The sequence below is a fragment of the Vitreimonas sp. genome, assembly GCF_036392335.1.
In the GTDB taxonomy this organism is placed as follows: Bacteria; Pseudomonadota; Alphaproteobacteria; order Caulobacterales; family Aquidulcibacteraceae; genus Vitreimonas.
In genome coordinates, this window is record NZ_DASVYD010000032.1 from 1 (window position 1) to 18,451 (window position 18,451).

At 64.2% G+C, this 18,451-nt stretch carries 21 protein-coding genes; 5 read left to right on the forward strand and 16 right to left on the reverse strand.

Going from position 1 to position 18,451, the window contains the following annotated elements:
• Both VF769_RS07385 and VF769_RS07390 read right to left on the reverse strand, forming a co-directional pair.
• Window positions 1-1,468: efflux RND transporter permease subunit (locus VF769_RS07385; RefSeq protein ID WP_331007744.1), on the reverse strand; the 1,468-nt coding region annotated here is incomplete at its 3' end.
• A gap of 3 nt (window positions 1,469-1,471) precedes the next feature.
• Window positions 1,472-2,458 (reverse strand): efflux RND transporter periplasmic adaptor subunit, encoded by a 987-nt coding sequence (locus VF769_RS07390; protein WP_331007745.1) that lies wholly within the window; start codon window positions 2,456-2,458, stop codon window positions 1,472-1,474.
• A 184-nt stretch (window positions 2,459-2,642) separates the two neighbouring features.
• Here VF769_RS07390 and VF769_RS07395 point away from each other — a divergent pair, with 184 nt between their 5' ends.
• Window positions 2,643-3,254 (forward strand): TetR/AcrR family transcriptional regulator, encoded by a 612-nt coding sequence (locus VF769_RS07395; protein ID WP_331007746.1) that lies wholly within the window; start codon window positions 2,643-2,645, stop codon window positions 3,252-3,254.
• Between the two features lie 4 nt (window positions 3,255-3,258).
• On the opposite strand, the gene VF769_RS07400 is transcribed toward VF769_RS07395, so the two are convergent.
• The 7 genes from VF769_RS07400 to galU form a co-directional block, all read right to left on the reverse strand.
• Window positions 3,259-4,032, reverse strand: coding sequence for an EAL domain-containing protein (locus VF769_RS07400; protein ID WP_349258113.1), 774 nt, complete (start codon window positions 4,030-4,032; stop codon window positions 3,259-3,261).
• A 113-nt stretch (window positions 4,033-4,145) separates the two neighbouring features.
• Window positions 4,146-5,426, reverse strand: a complete 1,281-nt coding sequence (locus VF769_RS07405) for a TRAP transporter large permease (RefSeq protein WP_331007748.1) — start codon at window positions 5,424-5,426, stop codon at window positions 4,146-4,148.
• 5 nt (window positions 5,427-5,431) lie between these two features.
• Complete coding sequence (locus VF769_RS07410; protein WP_331007749.1) at window positions 5,432-5,920, reverse strand: TRAP transporter small permease; 489 nt, start codon at window positions 5,918-5,920, stop codon at window positions 5,432-5,434.
• A gap of 32 nt (window positions 5,921-5,952) precedes the next feature.
• Entirely contained in the window at window positions 5,953-6,942 is a 990-nt protein-coding gene (locus VF769_RS07415) for a TRAP transporter substrate-binding protein (protein WP_331007750.1), read from the reverse strand.
• Window positions 6,942-7,745 (reverse strand): hypothetical protein, encoded by an 804-nt coding sequence (locus VF769_RS07420; protein ID WP_331007751.1) that lies wholly within the window; start codon window positions 7,743-7,745, stop codon window positions 6,942-6,944. Before VF769_RS07420 ends, VF769_RS07415 begins: the two co-directional genes overlap by 1 nt.
• Before the next feature lie 78 nt (window positions 7,746-7,823).
• Complete coding sequence (pgl, locus tag VF769_RS07425) at window positions 7,824-8,504, reverse strand: 6-phosphogluconolactonase (RefSeq protein WP_331007752.1); 681 nt, start codon at window positions 8,502-8,504, stop codon at window positions 7,824-7,826.
• Window positions 8,504-9,403, reverse strand: a complete 900-nt coding sequence (galU, locus tag VF769_RS07430) for a UTP--glucose-1-phosphate uridylyltransferase GalU (protein WP_331007753.1) — start codon at window positions 9,401-9,403, stop codon at window positions 8,504-8,506. The genes pgl and galU overlap by 1 nt, the downstream gene beginning before the upstream one ends.
• 272 nt (window positions 9,404-9,675) lie before the next feature.
• On the opposite strand from galU, the gene VF769_RS07435 reads away from it, so the two are divergent.
• The gene (locus tag VF769_RS07435; protein WP_331007754.1) at window positions 9,676-9,963 is read left to right on the forward strand and encodes a hypothetical protein; all 288 of its coding nucleotides are present in this window, start codon (window positions 9,676-9,678) and stop codon (window positions 9,961-9,963) included.
• 57 nt (window positions 9,964-10,020) lie between these two features.
• Here VF769_RS07435 and fsa read toward each other — a convergent pair whose 3' ends face one another.
• On the reverse strand, window positions 10,021-10,674 hold the full coding sequence (gene fsa, locus VF769_RS07440; RefSeq protein WP_331007755.1) for a fructose-6-phosphate aldolase: 654 nt from the start codon (window positions 10,672-10,674) through the stop codon (window positions 10,021-10,023).
• A 122-nt stretch (window positions 10,675-10,796) separates the two neighbouring features.
• On the opposite strand from fsa, the gene tkt reads away from it, so the two are divergent.
• Window positions 10,797-12,794, forward strand: coding sequence for a transketolase (tkt, locus tag VF769_RS07445; RefSeq protein WP_331007756.1), 1,998 nt, complete (start codon window positions 10,797-10,799; stop codon window positions 12,792-12,794).
• An 81-nt stretch (window positions 12,795-12,875) separates the two neighbouring features.
• On the opposite strand, the gene VF769_RS07450 is transcribed toward tkt, so the two are convergent.
• Complete coding sequence (locus VF769_RS07450) at window positions 12,876-13,505, reverse strand: heme-binding protein (protein ID WP_331007757.1); 630 nt, start codon at window positions 13,503-13,505, stop codon at window positions 12,876-12,878.
• Between the two features lie 157 nt (window positions 13,506-13,662).
• On the opposite strand from VF769_RS07450, the gene VF769_RS07455 reads away from it, so the two are divergent.
• Window positions 13,663-14,445: an outer membrane protein gene (locus tag VF769_RS07455; RefSeq protein WP_331007758.1), complete on the forward strand. Its 783-nt coding sequence runs from the start codon at window positions 13,663-13,665 to the stop codon at window positions 14,443-14,445.
• 140 nt (window positions 14,446-14,585) lie between these two features.
• Here VF769_RS07455 and VF769_RS07460 read toward each other — a convergent pair whose 3' ends face one another.
• Window positions 14,586-15,854, reverse strand: coding sequence for an MFS transporter (locus VF769_RS07460; protein ID WP_331007759.1), 1,269 nt, complete (start codon window positions 15,852-15,854; stop codon window positions 14,586-14,588).
• A gap of 99 nt (window positions 15,855-15,953) precedes the next feature.
• Here VF769_RS07460 and VF769_RS07465 point away from each other — a divergent pair, with 99 nt between their 5' ends.
• Complete coding sequence (locus VF769_RS07465) at window positions 15,954-16,448, forward strand: N-acetyltransferase (protein WP_331007760.1); 495 nt, start codon at window positions 15,954-15,956, stop codon at window positions 16,446-16,448.
• On the opposite strand, the gene VF769_RS07470 is transcribed toward VF769_RS07465, so the two are convergent.
• From VF769_RS07470 to VF769_RS07485, 4 genes are all read right to left on the reverse strand, one after another.
• Window positions 16,445-16,861, reverse strand: coding sequence for a CBS domain-containing protein (locus tag VF769_RS07470; RefSeq protein ID WP_331007761.1), 417 nt, complete (start codon window positions 16,859-16,861; stop codon window positions 16,445-16,447). The genes VF769_RS07465 and VF769_RS07470 overlap by 4 nt on opposite strands.
• A gap of 96 nt (window positions 16,862-16,957) precedes the next feature.
• Window positions 16,958-17,326 carry a hypothetical protein gene (locus VF769_RS07475; RefSeq protein WP_331007762.1) on the reverse strand — a complete coding sequence of 123 codons (369 nt, stop codon included), beginning with the start codon at window positions 17,324-17,326 and terminating at the stop codon, window positions 16,958-16,960.
• A gap of 26 nt (window positions 17,327-17,352) precedes the next feature.
• On the reverse strand, window positions 17,353-17,751 hold the full coding sequence (gene csgH, locus VF769_RS07480) for a curli-like amyloid fiber formation chaperone CsgH (protein ID WP_331007763.1): 399 nt from the start codon (window positions 17,749-17,751) through the stop codon (window positions 17,353-17,355).
• 93 nt (window positions 17,752-17,844) lie between these two features.
• Window positions 17,845-18,351 (reverse strand): curlin-associated protein, encoded by a 507-nt coding sequence (locus VF769_RS07485; RefSeq protein ID WP_331007764.1) that lies wholly within the window; start codon window positions 18,349-18,351, stop codon window positions 17,845-17,847.
• Window positions 18,352-18,451 lie beyond the last annotated feature (100 nt).

Here is an 18,451-nt window from a genome sequence, read left to right on the forward strand (position 1 = left end):
TCTTGGGGAGGAGGTGTGCGGCCATGAACGGAATGATTGTCAGGGCCACCACGAGCGATGCCGTGATGGTCGCCACCACCGCGAGCGGGAGCGAGCGCACGAAGGCGCCCGCTCCCTCGGGGAGGGCCATGATCGGGAGGAAGGCGAGCAAGAGCGTCGCCGTACAGCCGATGACGGCAATGTTGATTTCCTCAACGCCGGCGATCGCCGCGTCGCGCGGCGGCAATCCTTCGCGCAAGCGCCGCGCGATGTTTTCGGTCACCACGATCGAGTCATCGACCAGCAAGCCCAAAGCCAGCACGAAGCCGGCGATCGAGAGCTGGTTCAGCGAATAGCCCATCGCGTGCATCACCACCACGCCGATGGAGAGCGACAGCGGGATCGACACCATCACCACCAGCGAGGCGCGGAAGCCCAAGGGGAGCAGCGTCAGCAGCACAAGGAAAATGGCGATGCCGAAATCACGGCCGAGGCTGCCCAACCGGTGGCTCACGGTCTCGGATTGATTGAAGCCGCGTTCGAGGACGATGTTGTCCGGCAGCGTCGTCTCGAAGGAATCGATGCGGCTGTTCACGCCGTCGAGCACCGGAAAGATGTTCTCGCCCAGCCGCGCACGCGCCGTCACGAAAATCGCGCGCTGGCCATTATAGCGCGTGATGTGCGCGCGCTCGTCATTAGCCCAATTCACGTCAGCGACATCGCCAACCGTCACCACCGAGCCGCCCTCGGCGCGCAATGGCACCGCGCGAATTTCATCCAGACTGTTGAACGAGCCCGACGCCTGCAGATTGAAGCGCCGCCCGCCCGCTTCGACCGCGCCAATCGGCGTATCCGCGCCTTCGCGCTGCAACGCTTCGGCCACCGCCGTCAGGGGCAAGCGATACGCCGCCAAGCGATCCAAATCCGCGGCCACGCGCACTTCCGCCGGTGGCGCGCCCCAGACTTGCGCCTGCTGCACGCCCGGCGCGCGTTCCAAGGAATCGCGCAGTGCTTTCGCGTAGCTCTCCATCTGTCGGAACGACGCGTCTTCGCTGACCAGAGCAATCTGCACGATGCTGGTCTGCGCCGGATTGAAGCGGCGCGGCGTGATCGAAACGATGCCTTCCGGCAAAGTCGGACGCACCACGTTCAGTTCGCGCACGACTTCGGAGAATTTCTCCTGCGGGTCCGCGCCCCAGGCGAACTCCACTGAGATCACCGCGAGCCCCGCGCGGCTCGATGAATTCAAATCCTGAATGTCTTCGATCGAATTGATCGCGTTCTCGATCGGCACGGCGACCAGCCGTTCCATCTGCTCCGCATCCGCGCCCGGCAGCACGACCGCGATCGCGACCCCCGGAAACTCAACGATCGGGTCTTCCGATTTCGGGATCGCCTGGATCGCGCCCAAGCCCAGCGCAATCAACAACGCAAACAGCACCGCGGTGAATTGCCACCGGTCAACGAAGAAGCGGGTTATGGCCTGCATGTATTATGTGCCGGCCGAGATACGGACGGTCTCGCCGTCGCGCACATAAGCCGCGCCCGCCGAGATCACGCGATCGCCGGGCTCTAGCCCGCTAATCACCATGACGCCGGCTTGCGTCACGCCGGCCGTCGTCACCGCGCGCCGGCGCGCCACGCCTTGCGCGTCCACCACGAACACAATGCCCTGGTCGGCGCGCGCATCGAGCAGCGAGAGCGTCGGCACCATCAAGGTCGCCGTCGCAGCTTCGCCAGGATTCGCCGCGATCTCCACTTCCGCGACCATGCCAGAACGCAAACCTGTCGAGTCCGCGATCTCGACTTCGACCTCGAACGCGCCCGTTGAATCATTGCCCTTGGCGCCGACGCGCGCCACGCGGCCCGTGCGCGTCGCACCCAATTCGTTTACACGCACCGACACGTTGTCGCCGACGCGAATGCGTGATGCTTCGGAAGAGGCGACCGGCGCGCGCACCACGATGCCTGATCGCGTTTCGCCAAACACCAGGATCGGCGTGCCGGCGTTCACCGTTTGCGACGTCTCCGCCGCGCGGCGCAGGATCACGCCGTCGGCCGGCGCCACAAGCACCGATGAATCGCGCGCGCGCTCTACCGCGAGCCGCGCATCTTCCAATCGCGCTTCGGAAACGAAGCCGCGCTCATAGAGTTCTTGCGTGCGCGCCAGATCGCGCTCGGCATTGACGCGGGCCAGCGCCGCTTCATCCACATTCGCGCCGCCGCTCGTGCGCCGCAGCGTGGCCAGCCGCTGGCCGCGGCGGACGGTGTCGCCGGCATCCACCAGCAGATCGCCAACAATGCCCGGCGCCGTGAAGGAAAGCTGCGGCTCGCGCTTGTAGCCCACCAAGCCGCTCGCCCGGATCGCGCCGGCGGCGGAGGCCGCGCCGACTTCGACCACTTGAACCAGAGGCCCCTGGGCCTGGGCCGTTGCGTCGGACTCGACCGCGCCGCAAGAGGCCAGCGCCAAAGCGCTCACAGCCAATGCAAGGGTTTGAAAAACTGCCGCTTTCTGCACAGGCCACCTATTTGTGGTGAAGCATATTGACAATATTCAGCATTCACAAGCTTAATCTGGAACCGTCGATCAAACTCGGGCGAATGTGCTAGACACTGTCAGGTACAAACTTGACACTGTCAAGCCTCTAGCGAAAGATGCTTTCGTGACAGCAGCGACCAAACCCGCCCCCCGCACCGTCGAACCGCGCCGCGCCTTGCTCGACGCGAGTCTGGATTTGCTTACGGCCGAAGGGCTCGAAGGGTTCAGCATGCGTGAGGTCGCGCGCCGCGCCGGCGTCAGCCACCAGGCGCCCTATCATCACTTCCCGGACCGTGAAGCCATCCTCGCCGCCATTGTCGCCGAAGGCTTCGAAAGACTACGCGCCGAGTGTCTCGCCGCCACCGAAGGGCTTGACGATCCCGCCTGCCGCCATCACGCGCTCGGTCGCGCTTACGTGAAATTCGCGCTCAGCAATCCCGCGCACTTCAAACTGATGTTCCGCTCCGAACTGGTGCGCGAAGACAAGCATGAAGACGCCAAAGCGTGCGCGAAATCGGCCTTCGACGTGCTCGTGAATATCGTTGATGAAGTCTCCATCGCGCGCACCGGCGAACGCGACCACGCGCTCATCTTCGCCTCATGGTCGATGGTGCATGGGCTCGCCACGCTCTTGCTCGAAGGCAAGCTCGACAAGCATTTCGGCCCAGGCATGGAATCGCGCCTCGCCGGCGCCGACAGCGTGCTGAAAGTGCTGGACCGAGTGGTGAAGTCTTAGCGCTTCACGCCGTCGCGCGCGAAGCCTGGGCCGCATCCGGCCAAGTCGCGGCGGGCAGGCTGGCGAGGCCGGGCTTCGCGAACAAATAGCCTTGCATCAAATGCACGCCCAGTTCGCGGAGCGCGTCGTACTCGCCGACCGTCTCGATGCCTTCGCAAATCGGGGTCACGCCCAATTCCTTTAGCATCGTGAGCGTATTGCGTACGATGGTCCGCTTCACGGCGCTCTTTTCGATGCCGCGAATGAGGTCCATGTCGAGCTTCACGAAGTCCGGCTGGAATTCCGAGAGCAGACCAAGTCCGGCATAGCCAGCGCCGAAATCGTCGATCGCCGTCTTGAATCCCATCGCGCGATAGCTGCGCAGAATATTGAGCACGTGCGCGGAATCCAGGCGCTCGACTTCGGTGAATTCGAAGATGATCTTCTGCACCGGAAAGCCCGTGCGCATCGCAGCCGCTAACGTGAGGCGGATGCAGGCGCGCGGTTCGTACACCGCGTTGGGCAGGAAATTGATCGAGAGAAACGCGTCTTCGGCGGCGAGCTCCAGGTCCGCGGCAAGCTCAATCGCCTTCACGCGGCAATTCTGATCGAAGGCGTAGCGGTTCTCTGCCGACACTTCCGCGAGGATCGCGCCAGCGCTTTGACCCGCTTCCCCGCGCACCAATGCTTCGTACGCAAACGCACGCTTGGATCGGACATCGACAATAGGGTGAAACGCCATGGTGATGGGCGTCTCAAAAAGCGCGCCCCCACGGCATCCTTCGCAAGCGGCGGTCATTCTGAGCCCTGGTGATGGAAGCTGCCAACACCAGAGCTTATCTCAAATCGCTAAAGGAATGGTTCGCAGGGCATGTCGTTTACGCCCGCTTCACCATGCCAGCCCTGAGCGCCTCACCGCCACAACGCCGGCAGCGTCAGCGATAGCTCTGGTATGAACGTCACCAGCAGCAGCACGGTCAGCGCGGCCAGGAAGAACGGCCAGATCGATTTCAGCGCTTCGGTGATCGGTATGCGTCCGATCGCTGCGCCCACGAACAACACCGAACCCACGGGCGGGGTCATCAAGCCGATGCCGGCGGCGAGCACGAGGATGACGCCAAAATGCAGCGGCTCCACGCCATAGGCGCGCGCGACCGGCAGGAAGATCGGCGTGCAGATGATGATCATCGGCGCCAAATCCATGAACGTGCCGAGGATCAGCAGGATCACCAGGATCAGCAGCAGCACGAGGTGCTTTTCCTGCGTGATCGCCTGCAGCGCATCGACCGCCATGGACGGGATTTGCAGATACGCCATCAGCCAGCCGAACGCGCCGGCGGCGCCGATCACGAATAGCACCGCGCCCGATGAACGCGCCGCATGCGCCACCGCGCCCGTAAACGCGCCCCAGCCCATGCCGCGATAGACGAGCAGCGTCACCAGTAGCGCGTAGATCACAGCGACCGCGGCGGATTCAACCGCGGTGAAAATGCCGGCGCGAATACCGCCGAAGATCACGAAGATAAGCAGCAGGCCCGGAATCGCCGCGATCAAACGCACGCCAATGGCGCCGAAGCCTGGAAACGGCTCCGTCGGATAATTGCGCACGCGCGCCATCACATAGGCCGCGCCCATGATGCCAAGCGCGAGCAGCAGCGCCGGCACAATGCCCGCCGCGAATAGATCCGCGATCGACACGCCGCCGCCCGCAATGGCGGAGAACAGAATCAAGTTGTGCGAAGGCGGCAACAGCAGCGCGACGAGTGCTGCCGACACGGTGACATTGACCGCGTAATCCTTGCCGAAGCCGCGCTTTTCCATTTGCGGGATCATGGTCGAGCCGATCGCCGACACGTCCGCCAAAGCCGAACCCGACACGCCGCCGAACAAGGTCGACGCGACAACGCTCACTTGCCCCAAGCCGCCGCGCAAATGCCCGACCAATGAGGACGCGAGCGAGATCAAGCGCTCCGAAATGCCGCCGCGCAGCATCAATTCGCCTGCGAAGATGAAGAGCGGAATCGCCAGCAACGAGACCTTGCCGAAGCCCGACGCCACTTGCTGGATAACCACGATCGGGTCGAGGCCGATATAGAGCACGCAGGCCAAGCTCGCCGCGGCGATCGAAAACGCCACCGGCACGCCGATGATCAGAAGCAGCGCGAAGACGCCGAAAAGGACAGCGATTTCCATGACGCTTAGTGTTCCTTCTCAGGATCGCCCGCGATCAGGCGTTCGAGCGCGAAGAGCGCGATCAATGCGCCGCCCAAGCAGACGCCGATATAGGCAAGCCCCTCGGGCGCCGGCGCGCCGGCCATCGGAATGTCCCAGGAATCCAGCATCAAATAGCCGCCGTAGAAGGCGAGCGCCGCGCCAAAACCGAGCGCGATCAGCCGCGCCAACGCTTTCAATGCCACGCGCAAAGGCGCCGGGGCCGATTCAACCAAGGTCGGAAAATTGAAATGGCTCTCACGCCGCACCGCGACCGCTGCGCCAAACAACGCCGCGACACTCATCAAGATCAGCGCCACCGGCTCGGTCCAGCCCGGCGAGTCATTGAGCGCATAGCGGCCGATCACTTGCCACGCCAATACCAGCACCAATACGCACAGCGATGTCGCCGCGATCGCGATTGCCGCCTTGGCCAGTGCGGAGAAGGCGCCCGCGAGCGCATTTGATCCCGCCATCACTCCCTCCCCAAATCCGCCGTTCGGCGTTCTTATGCTTGCGCCTCGATGCGGCGGACCACGCCGGAGATCGCGCTATCCGCGAGATAGCGCCGCTTCATCGGCTCGACCGCGCGACGGAACGCTTCCTTGTCTGTTTCATTGGCCTGCACGCCCGCGTCGAGCACGGTTTGGCGCGCTGTGGCTTGCTTCGTGTCCCAGAGCCCGCGCATCACCGCGACCGACTCTTGCGCTTTCGCCAGGATCAATTCCTTGTCGCGCGCCGAGAACGTGTCGAAGCGCTGCTTCGATAGCAGCAACGCTTCCGGCGCGCAGCAATGCTCCGTCTCCGACCAATAGCGCGCAACTTCATATTGCCGCGTCGATTGGAACGTCGCCCAATTGTTTTCCGCCGCGTCGATCAAATGCGTCTGCAAGCCCGTGAACACTTCGCCGAACGGGATCGGTGTCGCGTTCGCGCCCATCGCATCGAGCATCGACATGAAAATGTCGGCGCGCGGCACGCGTACTTTGAGTCCGCGCATATCTTCCGGCGTGTGGATCGGCCGGCGCGCATTGTACATCGAGCGCATGCCGGAATCGTAGAAGGCGAGGCCGATCAGGCCGCGGCGCTCGAACGTCGCCAAAATCTCGCGGCCGATGTCGCCATCGACGACACGGCGCATGTGCGCTTCGTTGTGAAAGATGTAGGGGAGCGCCAGCGGCTGGGTCGCCGGGAACATGTTGTTCACCGCACCCAGATAGACGCGCGCGATATCCAGCACGCCGAAGCGCGCGAGGTTTACCGTGTCGGTCTCGTTGCCAAGTTGCCCCGACGGATAGAGCCTGAAATTGATCCGGCCGTCCGACTCGCGTTCAAGCTCTTGGCCGATCCAGCGTACGGCCTCAACCGTTGGATAGTCGCTTGGGTGCACATCCACGGCCGTCAATGTGTGCGCGGCCGGCGCATTCGCGACCGCGACCCCTGCGCCTCCCGCCAAAGTGACGGCGCCGGTGGTCAGCAGCGTGCGGCGCGAAATCATTAGAGCCTCCGACCGTTCGCGACAGCCTTCACGGCGGTGCACAGAATATCGCCCGCGCCGTTGAAGCTCACGCGCGAATGCTGGCCGACGCGGATGTCATGCACGCCAGTGACGGCGCCGGTGGTGATGTATTGGCCGGCCTTCAACGGTCTGCCGCGCTTGGCGAGATGCGACGCCAGGAAGATCAGCGCATCGAGCGGATCCTTGTTGGCCGTGCCCTTTCCGACGGATTGGCCTTCAATGAAGGTCTCGCAGCTCAAACCCGTCTCGAGCTTGGCGCGCCAATTCGCCACTTCTGGTCCAAGGATCAGGCCGAAATTGTTGCCGAAATCCGAGGCGACCACGGTGGAGCCCAGGTCATTGATGGTGGCCAAGGGGCTACCCGCCGTTTCAACGCCCACGTGCATCGCCCCAATCAGCGCGGCGACTTCGTCACGCGTCCAGTCTGTCTTGTTGGCCGGCGCATCGACGCCGATGCGGAACACGTATTCAGCCTCGACCGCGGCGAAGCCGTTCTCAAAGATCGGAAAGGCGACCTCTTCGCCTGCGTTGGCGATCCACAAATTATGCGCAAACACCGGGCCGGCGACGCGCTCTTCCCCCAACGCCTCAACCAGATGCGGCGGCACCTTGCCGATCTTCCAGCCCACGACCCGATCAGGCCAGAGCTCAATGGCGGCGTCTTGGATGCGGTAAGAGGTTGCCAGATCTGCGGGAATTGTCCCGGGGAAGTCCGGCAACGCGCGGGCCTCCTGGCGAGCGGCCACAAAGGAACCGGCGATGTCGCGCGTAGAGCTTGTCACGAAACCTCCCCGCCGGCTGTGGCCGGTCTTAAGGGATTTTGATAACGGACACCGGTGTCATTTGCAATACGGCGTCGGCTAGGCTGCCCACAGGACTTCGGGCTGCTTCTCCGGATCCTCGAACAAGGCCGCGATCGGCGCCGCGTCCGCCCCCTCCGCCAGCGCGGCGTCTAAGCGGGCGCGCTTCTCCTCGCCGTGGATCAGCACCAGCACTTCGTCCGCGCGTCTGACGGCGTGCTTGGTCAGCGTCAGACGATCAGCGCTCCCCGCCGCGAGTGGCGCGTGCACGGCGATCACGGTGCGCTCGCTCTCGAACGCCGCGCGCGCATGCCCAGGGAACCAGGACGCCGTGTGCGCGTCGCCCCCCATGCCCATCAGCGCGACATCGATGTGAAGCGGTGAATACAGGTTGTCGGCGCGCGCCGCGACCTCCGCGGGCGCGCCGTCCGTGCTGAACATCGGCATCAGCTTAGCCCCCGCCTCAAGCGCCGGGGCCAGGGCGCGGCGCAACATCTTCTCGTTCGAGGCGTCATCCTTCGCATGCACGAAACGCTCATCCACCAATGCAAACGTCACGCGCGGCCAATCGAGCTTGGCTTGCGCGAGCAGGGCATAGGCGGGCTCAGGCGTTGCGCCGCCTGACAGCGCCGCGCATGCATGATGGCGCGTGTTCAATCCCCGTTGCAGCGCGCGCGCCAAGCGATCGCTTGCGGCCTGCATCAACGCTTCGCGCGTGGCGAAAACCGAAAGATGCGGCATCAGCTCCGCTGCGCAGTCGCCAGCGCCGCTTGCAGGGTCGCCGCCGCCTTGTCGCCGTATTCTTCGCTCGCGAGCGCAAACGCTGCATTGGCACGCAAATAGCCGATCTTATCCCCGCAATCATACGTGCGGCCTTCGTATTCGAGCGCGTGGAAGTTTTGCGTTTCCATCAGCCGCACCATCGAATCTGTCAGCTGAATTTCGTTGCCGGCGCCGGGGCCTTGGCTTGCGAGCAAATCGAAGATTTCCGGCTGCAAGATGTAACGACCACTGATGAAGAGGTTCGACGGCGCATCTTCGCGCTTCGGCTTCTCCACCATGCCCTTCATCTTGATCAGCCGGCCATCGCGGCTCACTGGCGCGATCACGCCGTATTGCTCTGGCGTATCGGTGGGCTCCACCGCGATCACATTGCCGCCGACTTTGTTGTACGCCTCGACCATCTGCGCCAGGCACGACGGCTTCGCCATCATCAGCATGTCGGGCAGCATCACCGCGAACGGCTCGTCGCCGACGATGTCACGCGCACACCAGACCGCGTGACCCAGCCCGAGCGCCGCCTGCTGGCGCACGAAGCTCATCGAGCCGGCCGGGCGCAGAAACGACTTTAACTCGTCCACCAGCGCATGCTTGCTCTTCTGCGCGAGTGTTAATTCGAGTTCATAAGCGTGATCGAAATAGTCCTCGATCGCCCCCTTGTTGCGGCCGGTGACGAACACAATGTGTTCGATGCCGGCGGCCAAGGCTTCGTCCACGACGTATTGGATCGCCGGTCGATCAAACACGGGAAGCATCTCTTTTGGGATCGCCTTGGTCGCGGGGAGCACCCGCGTGCCGAAGCCTGCGACCGGAAGCACCGCTTTCCGTAGCGGTCGCTGAGTGGCGGTAACGCTATTCATTGTGGGTCCGTTTGCGGCGCCGCAAAACGGCGCTGGTGTGGCGGCCTTTAGACCCGAAGGCGCCGCCGGGCGCAACTGCGCATGAGCGTTGGATTCGGCTTGAATTCACGTTTGTGCGCTAGGGTTTCGGCGACCCACGGAGATGGGAAGTCGGGGTGTTCAGGAAGGTGACTGCCGTCACGGCAGGAATTCTCCCAAGACACTAAGTTCGCAATTGCAACACGCGTAACCTTTTGTTAAGCGACCGCCTCGGTCCGGGAGTTTTCCACACAATGTCGCCTTCGCAAGCCAAAGCCACTGCGCGCATGGTCATCGGCAGCTTCGTCGCTGGCGCTGGCGCCATGGTGCTTGTCGGCCTCGTCGCGCCCGTCGCGATGCAAGGCGGTCTGGCGATGAGCGACGCTGCTGCGTCCGCGTTCGTGCAGCCCGAGCCGTTGATCGAGCCGCTCGATGTCGCCGCGATTGAAGCGCAATTGGCGAAAGCCGACACCGAAATGCTCGCGATGCGCGAAACCACGGCCGACGAAGTCGCCACCCTCGCGCGTCTCGCCGGCCGCTGAGCGCAGCACAAGGTTTCAGCAAAAGGCCCGGCTTGCGCCGGGCCTTTTCGTTTGCAGCTAGAGAATCTTCTGCCCCGTCGCCGCCCAATCCTTCAGGAACGCCGCAAGCCCCGAATCCGTCAGGTGATGCTTGTAGAGGCTTTTGAACACCGCCGGTGGGATGGTCGCGCAATCGGCGCCCGCGAGCGCCGCGTCGCGCACGTGCGCGGCGGTGCGGATCGAAGCCGCTAGGATCAGCGTCGGATAATCGTAATTGTCGTAGATGGCGCGGATTTCGCGGATCAACTGCATGCCGTCTTGGCCGCCATCATCGAGCCGGCCCAGGAACGGCGAGATAAACGTCGCGCCCGCCTTCGCCGCCAGCAACGCCTGCACCGCCGAGAAGCAGAGCGTCACGTTGCATGGATGGCCTTCGTCCTCGAGCGTCTTGCACGCGCGCAGGCCCTCGGGCGTAAGGGGCAGTTTCACGACGATATTGTCCGCCAGGGTGCGCAGCTTGCGGCCCTCGGCCAGCATGCCTTCGTAATCCTGCGCCACCACTTCAGCGCTGATCGGTCCCGAAACGGAGGCGCAGATCGCCTTCAGCGTCTCGAAGAAATCGCCGCCCGCTTTCGCCACCAGGGAAGGGTTGGTCGTGACCCCGTCCACGAGGCCGGTCACTGCCAGCGCCGCCAGTTCCTTAGCGTCCGCGCTATCGATGAAAATCTGCATGTTTTGCTCCGCTGCCGCATTCCCGCGGCGGCTCTGCGCTGATACCGGACTGATCGCGCAGAGCAAAGTGTCCGAATCGACGCTAAAGAGCCCCGAGCCCGGAAGGCATCAAGGAAAATCCCATGAGCAAAATCGACCAGATCGAAGGCGTCGCCGCGAAGGATCTCGCGAACGCCATCCGCGCCCTGGCGATGGATGCGGTGGAGCAGGCCAAGTCCGGCCACCCCGGCATGCCGATGGGCATGGCCGACGCCGCCACCGTGCTCTTCTCGCAATTCCTGAAATTCGACGCCTCCGACCCGCGCTGGCCGGATCGCGACCGCTTCGTGCTTTCTGCCGGCCACGGTTCCATGCTGCTCTACGCGCTGCTGCACCTCACCGGCTACGACGACATGCCGCTTGATGAGATCAAGCGCTTCCGCCAGCTCGGCTCTAAAACGCCAGGCCATCCCGAGTACGGCCACACCGAAGGCGTGGAGACCACCACCGGCCCGCTCGGCCAAGGTCTCGCCAACGCCGTCGGCATGGCCATCGCTGAGGCGCATCTCAACGCGCGCTTCGGCGACGCGCTCGTCAATCACCGCACCTGGGTGATCGCCGGCGACGGTTGCTTGATGGAAGGGATCAGCCAAGAAGCGCTCGCGCTCGCCGGCCGTCAGAAGCTCAACAAGCTCACCGTGCTCTGGGACGACAATGCGATCTCGATCGACGGCGCGGTGTCGCTCTCCGACATCACTGATCAAAAAGCCCGTTTCGCCGCCAGCGGCTGGAACGTGCTCTCCTGCGACGGCCACAACATGGATGACGTCGCCCGCGCGCTCGATGCCGCGGTGAAATCCGACAAACCCACGCTGATCGCCTGCAAAACCACGATCGGTTTCGGCTCGCCGAAGAAAGCCGGCACGCACAAGGCGCACGGCGAACCGCTGGGGCCTGAAGAAATCGCCGCGACTAAAGCCGCGCTCGGTTGGAGCGGCGGCCCGTTCGAAATTCCTGACAATATCCGCGCCGCCTGGAAGAAGATCGGCAGCCGCGGCGTGAAAGAACGTGGCGCTTGGGCCGAGCGCCTCAAGGCCTCCGACCACAAAGCCGCGTTCCGCGCCGCCTTCGATGGCGACAATGTCGAAGCCGCGTTGGACGCCTTGGCCCAATACGCCGCCAAAGCCGCCGCCGAGAAGCCGGCGCTGGCCACGCGCGCTTCATCCGGCGCCGCGATCGAGGCCATGTTTGGCGCGCTGCCAGAACTGATCGGCGGCTCCGCCGATCTCACGCCGTCCAACAACACGCTCGCCAAAGGCACAGAAGATTTCACGCCGGAACATCGCGCCGGCCGCTACATTCGCTACGGCATCCGCGAGCACGCCATGGCGGCCGCGATGAACGGCATGGCGCTGCATGGCGGCGTGATCCCGTACGCCGGCACCTTCCTCACCTTCGCCGACTACTCGCGTCCCGCCATTCGCCTGGCCGCGCTCATGGGCGTGCGCGCGATCCATGTGATGACGCACGATTCCATCGGCGTCGGCGAAGACGGCCCAACGCACCAGCCGGTCGAGCAGATCGCAGCACTTCGCGCGATCCCGAACCTCTTCGTCTTCCGTCCGGCCGACGCGGTGGAAGCCGCCGAATGTTGGCAGCTCGCGCTGTTGCGCGACAATGGCCCGAGCTTGCTCGCGCTTTCTCGTCAAGCCACGCCTGCGCTGCGTGACGACGCCAGCGCCAATCTCTCCGCGCGCGGCGCCTATGAATTGCTGCCGGCCGAAGGCGGCGAGAGCCAAGTGGCGCTGATCGCCACCGGCACCGAAGTCGCGCTCGCCGTCAAAGCGCGCGAGCTTCTGCAAGCGCAAGGCATTCCCACGCGCGTCGTCTCGGCGCCCTGCTTCGAACTGTTTGATCTGCAGGACGAAGATTATCAGGACGAAGTGCTCGGCGATCCCAACGAAGTCCGCATCGGCTGCGAAGCCGCGATCGGGCAGGGCTGGTACGAAATGTTCGCCATCTCCGACTTTATCGGCATGACCGAATTCGGCGCCTCAGCCCCGGCAAAAGACGTGTATGCGCACTTCGGCATCACCGCCGAAGCGATTGCGGAAGCGGCGAAGGATTTGCTGGAAGCCTGAACGCACGCCGGGAGCGTTGATAGGCGGCGCGCGAGCAGCGGATACTTGAAGGAGCGACAATCCTCGCTCAGGCGCCTGCCGTCATCTCGGGACTGACAGCTCGATCATGACTTCGTTGCGTCGGGCCCAGGGCAAGGTCCAGGGCGGATCGTAGAACGCATAGACGACCGGGCCGAGCGCGACGTCGCCGCGGCTCTCGATGCGGCGGCGCAATTCCTCAACATGACGTGAGAGGTTGTTCTGCGTCGCTAGTCCGCTGAAGCGGATCACCGCGACGCGCCGCGGCGGCTGCTCCCGCAGGAGAACCGCATCGTCGAGCGGTCTTGGCATGTTCTGCAGCGTCGAACCCGGGGGCATGTAGAAGGTGACGACCCAGCCCGCGTCGGCCGGCGTTTGCGCGACTGGCGCTGTCATGGTGATGCGTTGGCCGGCCGGCTGCTGCGCGACAGGCGCGGTCATGGCAATTTCTCGCGCCGGCTCGTTGCCGCCGAAAATATAGCGCGCCAAGCGGCGGAATCCCTGATTGATCGCCGCGCCACGGTCGCCGGCGACGCTTGTCTCCGCAACCACTGTACGCGCGTAATCGCGAACCTCGAATGGACCGTCCCGGAATGCAAGCGTCCAGCGCGGCTCTTCCACGGCGTGGGCGTTTGGAGCGGTGATCATCAAGCTTCCGAGCAGCGCGAGCGCAAGCAGCCAATTCCATCTCATGCAGCATATACGAACGCGAGCTGGCAACGGTTCAGCGGCGCCCACCAAGCTTCGCGCACGCTGATGCTGTGATCCGGCGGCGTTCAAACATCGTATCGCCGGTGTTTGCAGCAGAACGCGCCGCACCGCGAGTGCGCGATCATCAAGGGAAACTCACATGCCGAAGCTTCCATTCGCACTTCAGATAGCCGCCGTCGCCGTCGCTCTGACCGCAGCGCCCGCAGCGGCGCAAGACTATTATGGTTCCGTCAGCCTCGGTGGCGTGTTCCTGAACGATTCCGACAACAGCGGTTCGTTCAGCAGTGACTTCCTGACTGGCACGGGCACGACGATTCCCAACAATACGCCGCTGCCCGCCGGCACCGCTGTCGGTTGGACCACGGAGTTCGACACCGGCTATACGCTGAGCGCGGCGCTCGGACGGCGCTTCGGCAATGGCCTGCGCGGTGAAGTCGAACTCGCCTATCAGAGCAACGACGTCGATACCCACAATAACGTTCAAGCCGCCGCCATTCCGTTGGACAACGAGGATGTCGGCGTCCTGATCAGTGGCGCGCCGCTGCAGGGCGCGACGGTCGGCGAGGTTGTCGCCGATGGACGCGGGTCGGTCGACACGACGTTCCTCATGGCCAACCTCTATTATGACTTTACCCAGTACGGTGCGTTTACGCCCTATGTCGGCGGCGGTCTCGGCGTAGGCTTTGTGAACGTCGATTATTCGCCATCGGGCGTCGGCATCGTCGACGATAACGATACGGTGCTCGCCTATCAGCTTGTCGCCGGTGCATCATACGCCTTCAACGATAATACGGCGCTTTTCGCCCAGTACCGTTACCGGGCGACCGAAGACGTCGAAACCGATGTGGATCTTTTCCCCGCGTCGCTGGACGTCGAGAACCGCGCGTCGGTGATCGAAGCGGGGCTGCGCTTCAACTTCTAACGCTGGATCAAGGGCGGGGCGGGGGCGGCGCAGACGAGCCGTCCCCCGCAGGCCTTGAGCGGCGGAGCAGCTTCTTGCCAAGCTAATCGCGCGACGAGCTCAAACAGATCATCGGCTGCACTACAGTGGTGACCGCTGACCTAGCTTGCTCGTTCGTCCACCGGCTCGAACCCGTCCGCTTTCGCTAGCGAAGGAAACAACCGCATCCAGCCAAGCGATGCGACAACGGCCGCGGCGCCGCCAATCGTCACCGCCAGCACCGGCCCAAAAATCCGCGCCATCAGGCCGGCCTCGAAATCGCCCAGCTCATTCGACGCCGAGATAAACACGAAGCTCACCGCGCCGACGCGCCCGCGCATGGCGTCCGGCGTGTTCAGTTGGATCAAAGTCTGGCGCACATAGACCGAGATCATGTCGACGCCGCCGGCGATCGCCAGAGCCAGCGAGGTCAGCCACAGCCATTGCGATAGACCGAACACGATTGTCGCCAATCCAAACACGATCGTTGCGCCGAACATCCAAAAGCCAACGCGCGCCCGCAGCGGCTTCACGGCCAGCCAAAGTGCGACGCTCGCCGCACCCACGCCCATCGCCGAACGCAAAATGCCGAGTTCGCTCGGGCCCGCATGCAGAATGTCGCGCGCGAAGACTGGAAGAAGCGCCACGGCGCCGGCCAGCAACACGACCACGAGGTCGAGCGAGATCGCGCCGAGCACGATCTTGTTGCTCCAAACGAAGCGCAGGCCTTCCGCGATCATGCTGAGCGTACGCGCGTCGGAAACCGGCTCCTGTTTCGGCGGCTTGAGGAAAACCAGCAGCAGCGTCGCCACCACAAGCAGCGCGAAGGCGGTCGCGTAGGGCACGGCGACGCCGAATCCGTAAAGCACGCCGCCAAAAGCAGGCCCCATGATCAGGGAAGATTGGAACGCCAGCGAGGACCAGGCGATGCCTTGCGGCAGCTCTTCGCGCGGCAGCAACATCGGCAACATCGCGCTCGCCGCCGGCGGCATGAAAGCGTTGATCATGCCCGCGCTGATCGCGGCCGCGAACACGGCCGGGATCACCACGTCCGGCCCAAGCCCGGAGGCGAAAATCAGCCACAGCAGAATGAGCGCTTTCGCGCTCATGCAGATAATGAGGATGAGTCGGCGGTTGTATCGGTCCGCCGCCTGCCCGCCGAACAGCGAGAGCACGAGCAGCGGCAGAAATTGCGCCAGCCCAACAAGCCCCAGCGTGAACGCGCCTTCGGCGATGTTCTGCCCGTGCGCGCGGGCCGAGTCATACACCTGCCAGCCCATCGCCGTGGCTTGAATCTGGATCGCGAACGTCCCGAACCAGCGCGCCGCCCAGAATTGCGCGAACAGGCGGTGGCGGAAAATATCAAGGGAAGGGATGCGCAGGGAAGCCAAGCGGCGCGGACCATGCGCCCGCAGGCCCCGAGTCGCAATGGCGCGATTGACGCGCCGGTCAGCTGGCCCTATGCGGCGCGCTCTCTTGAAGGACCCGCTTTGGCCCACACGCTCATCGCCGAAAAGCCGGAACACGCCGAGGGCGCCGAGCGCGTGCTCGACCGCGCCTTCGGCCCTGGCCGCTTCGCCAAGACGAGCGAGCGCGTGCGCGAGCGTGGCGCCGTGTTCGAGCCGGGCCTGTCACGCATCGCATTGAACGATGCCGGCGATGTGATCGGCGTATGCCGCATCTGGCGCGCCGAGGCCGGCCAGCCTGTCTATTTTCTCGGGCCGCTCGCGGTTGATCCCGCCGCGCAATCGGGCGGCTTGGGTCTGGCGCTTGTGCAAGCTTGCGTCGGCGCTTGTCGCGCCGTGGGTGGCAGCGCCATTGTTCTGGTCGGCGCGGAGAAGTTTTTCGCGCCCGCCGGTTTTAGCCGCGCGCCCGACGGTCGTGTTGCTCTGCCTGGCCCGACCGACCCGGCACGTTTGCTATGGCAAGCGCTCCGGCCGGGCGGGCTCGACAAGATCGAAGGTGAACTCGGCGCGCCGCGTTAGTGGTGCGCGCTGACCGCCCCCAGCACTTCCCCGGATAACGCCTTCGACGCGGCCGAGGAAATGTCGCCCAGCGCCAGAATGCCGACCATGCGTTTATCCGCGTTGATCACCGGCATCCGCCGCACGCGCCGTTCTTCCATGCGCCGCACCGCCGTCAGCAGCTCTTCGTCCTCGGAGCACCAGATGACTTTGGGTGTCATGATGTCCCGCGCCTTCAGCGCCGACAGGTCTTTGCGGTCCGCGACGCCGCGGCAAATGATATCGCGATCCGTGACGATGCCGATCAGGCGATCATTCTGCCCAATCGGTATGGCGCCGACGTCGTGGCACCGCATCATATGGGCAAGCTCGGCGACTGACGTATCTGGCTCGGCCCACTTCACCCCGACATGCATGGCGTCTTTCACTCTCATGACGCGCTCCCTTGTGCGCGGACGTGTCCGCGTCTGTTGGAACAAGCGCCAAGGCGAGTGCGCGCTGGGCGCCAGCACGCACTCTAGACCGAAATGCTAGTCGCACCAATAGAGGCGCTTGCCGCGTATCACCGTGCGGCCCTCCTGGCGGCCGCGGCTTGTCTCGACCACTGTCGTGCGTTGATTGCCGTTTTGCTCGAGCCGTGTGTCGAGATTGTTGCCGATCTGATAGATGCAGCCATTGTTGTTGTTGCCGTTCTGCACGATCACGGCCGTCGAACCATTGCCACGCTGCGAAACCTGCGCGTTGTTGTTCGCGCCGTTCTGCGCCACGCCGGCGCCGTTATTGTTGCCGACTTGAGTCACTTCGACTTGGTTGCCGCGCGGAAAGCGGCCAGCCGAAGCTGCAGATGGGGCGAGCGCGGTCATCAGCACGCAGGCAGCCATAAGTGTTTGCTTGATCATCACACGAGCTCCCAAATCCAATTCACTTACGAGCGCAATTCATCACGGCAGACCACGCCGCCGCCGTCGCGCAGCACCAGGCGCGCCCGGTAATAGTCACGCCGGCCCATGCTGAATTCCGCTTCGCCGAGGACTTGCTGGCCGGCGCTCAAGTCGAATTCGCCTTCCTGAACGATGTCGGACGAACCGCCCGCGCCGCCCTTGGTAATGACGAACTCGTAATCGCCGTAAGCGTCGCGATCACCGCGCGCCAACGCTTCCAGCCGCACGCCATGCAAGGTCGGCGTGCGCCGCACCATGCACTCCACCGCGTCGCTCTCATATGCGATCGGTGTCGCACGAACCGGCGATGGTTCCGGATGCGCACTCGCGGCGCAGGCGCTCGCGGCGATCAAGGCGGTGGCGGTGAGAACTGACTTCCACATTTCCAAGTCTCCAATGAAGGAGGTGAAGAGCGAAGGGGGTGGGAGGAGCGCCCGGGGGGAAAGCGCTCCTCCGCTCCCTTGCGTCGCTGACGGTTATTGGCCGCCTTGGATCACGACGCTGATATTGCCGTTGCCGCGCTGGGTGACGTGCGCGTCTTGGTTGTTGCCAACTTGGATGACGCCCGTCGTGTTGTTCACGCCCGTTTGCTCGGTGGTGGCGATGGAGCCGTTGCCGATTTGGGCGATGCCCGAGACGTTACCGCGGCCCGTCTGCACGATGCCGGCGCGCAGATTGCGGCCTTCCTGGCCCGTGACGGCGAGGTTGTCGTCGCCGAGCTGATCGGTGACGGCTTCGTTGCGCGTGCCGCCTTGGTTCATGCGCAGGAAGTTGCGGTTGCCGGTTTGCACGCCGCGCGCGTAATTGACGCGGCCCGCTTGATCGACCGCCACGCGGTTGCCACGGCCTTGTTGTGAGGCAGCGACGCCATTGTCGCGGCCAACTTGGCTGATAACGGTCCGGTTCTGCGCCATGGCCGGGGTCGCCGCCATGCTGGTCAGGATCGCCAGGGCCGCAGCGGCCGTGAGAAACTTGTTTTTCATGTTCTGTGCTCCGCAAGGGTTGTTCGTCTCGCGTGGCCATCGGCCCGTCTGACAAGAACAACCCTAGCGAAGCCAACCTGATCGCCTTCGGAAGCCGAGC

What these genes read in the sequence shown, in the direction of transcription:
- VF769_RS07400 (WP_349258113.1), bottom strand. Translation starts at nt 4,032, where the DNA reads ATGACCGCCGCTTGCGAAGGATGCCGTGGGGGCGCGCTTTTTGAGACG.
- VF769_RS07405 (WP_331007748.1), bottom strand. Translation starts at nt 5,426, where the DNA reads ATGGAAATCGCTGTCCTTTTCGGCGTCTTCGCGCTGCTTCTGATCATC.
- VF769_RS07410 (WP_331007749.1), bottom strand. Translation starts at nt 5,920, where the DNA reads ATGGCGGGATCAAATGCGCTCGCGGGCGCCTTCTCCGCACTGGCCAAG.
- VF769_RS07415 (WP_331007750.1), bottom strand. Translation starts at nt 6,942, where the DNA reads ATGATTTCGCGCCGCACGCTGCTGACCACCGGCGCCGTCACTTTGGCG.
- pgl (WP_331007752.1), bottom strand. Translation starts at nt 8,504, where the DNA reads ATGCCGCATCTTTCGGTTTTCGCCACGCGCGAAGCGTTGATGCAGGCC.
- galU (WP_331007753.1), bottom strand. Translation starts at nt 9,403, where the DNA reads ATGAATAGCGTTACCGCCACTCAGCGACCGCTACGGAAAGCGGTGCTT.
- VF769_RS07435 (WP_331007754.1), top strand. Translation starts at nt 9,676, where the DNA reads ATGTCGCCTTCGCAAGCCAAAGCCACTGCGCGCATGGTCATCGGCAGC.
- fsa (WP_331007755.1), bottom strand. Translation starts at nt 10,674, where the DNA reads ATGCAGATTTTCATCGATAGCGCGGACGCTAAGGAACTGGCGGCGCTG.
- tkt (WP_331007756.1), top strand. Translation starts at nt 10,797, where the DNA reads ATGAGCAAAATCGACCAGATCGAAGGCGTCGCCGCGAAGGATCTCGCG.
- VF769_RS07450 (WP_331007757.1), bottom strand. Translation starts at nt 13,505, where the DNA reads ATGAGATGGAATTGGCTGCTTGCGCTCGCGCTGCTCGGAAGCTTGATG.
- VF769_RS07455 (WP_331007758.1), top strand. Translation starts at nt 13,663, where the DNA reads ATGCCGAAGCTTCCATTCGCACTTCAGATAGCCGCCGTCGCCGTCGCT.
- VF769_RS07470 (WP_331007761.1), bottom strand. Translation starts at nt 16,861, where the DNA reads ATGAGAGTGAAAGACGCCATGCATGTCGGGGTGAAGTGGGCCGAGCCA.
- VF769_RS07475 (WP_331007762.1), bottom strand. Translation starts at nt 17,326, where the DNA reads ATGATCAAGCAAACACTTATGGCTGCCTGCGTGCTGATGACCGCGCTC.
- csgH (WP_331007763.1), bottom strand. Translation starts at nt 17,751, where the DNA reads ATGTGGAAGTCAGTTCTCACCGCCACCGCCTTGATCGCCGCGAGCGCC.
- VF769_RS07485 (WP_331007764.1), bottom strand. Translation starts at nt 18,351, where the DNA reads ATGAAAAACAAGTTTCTCACGGCCGCTGCGGCCCTGGCGATCCTGACC.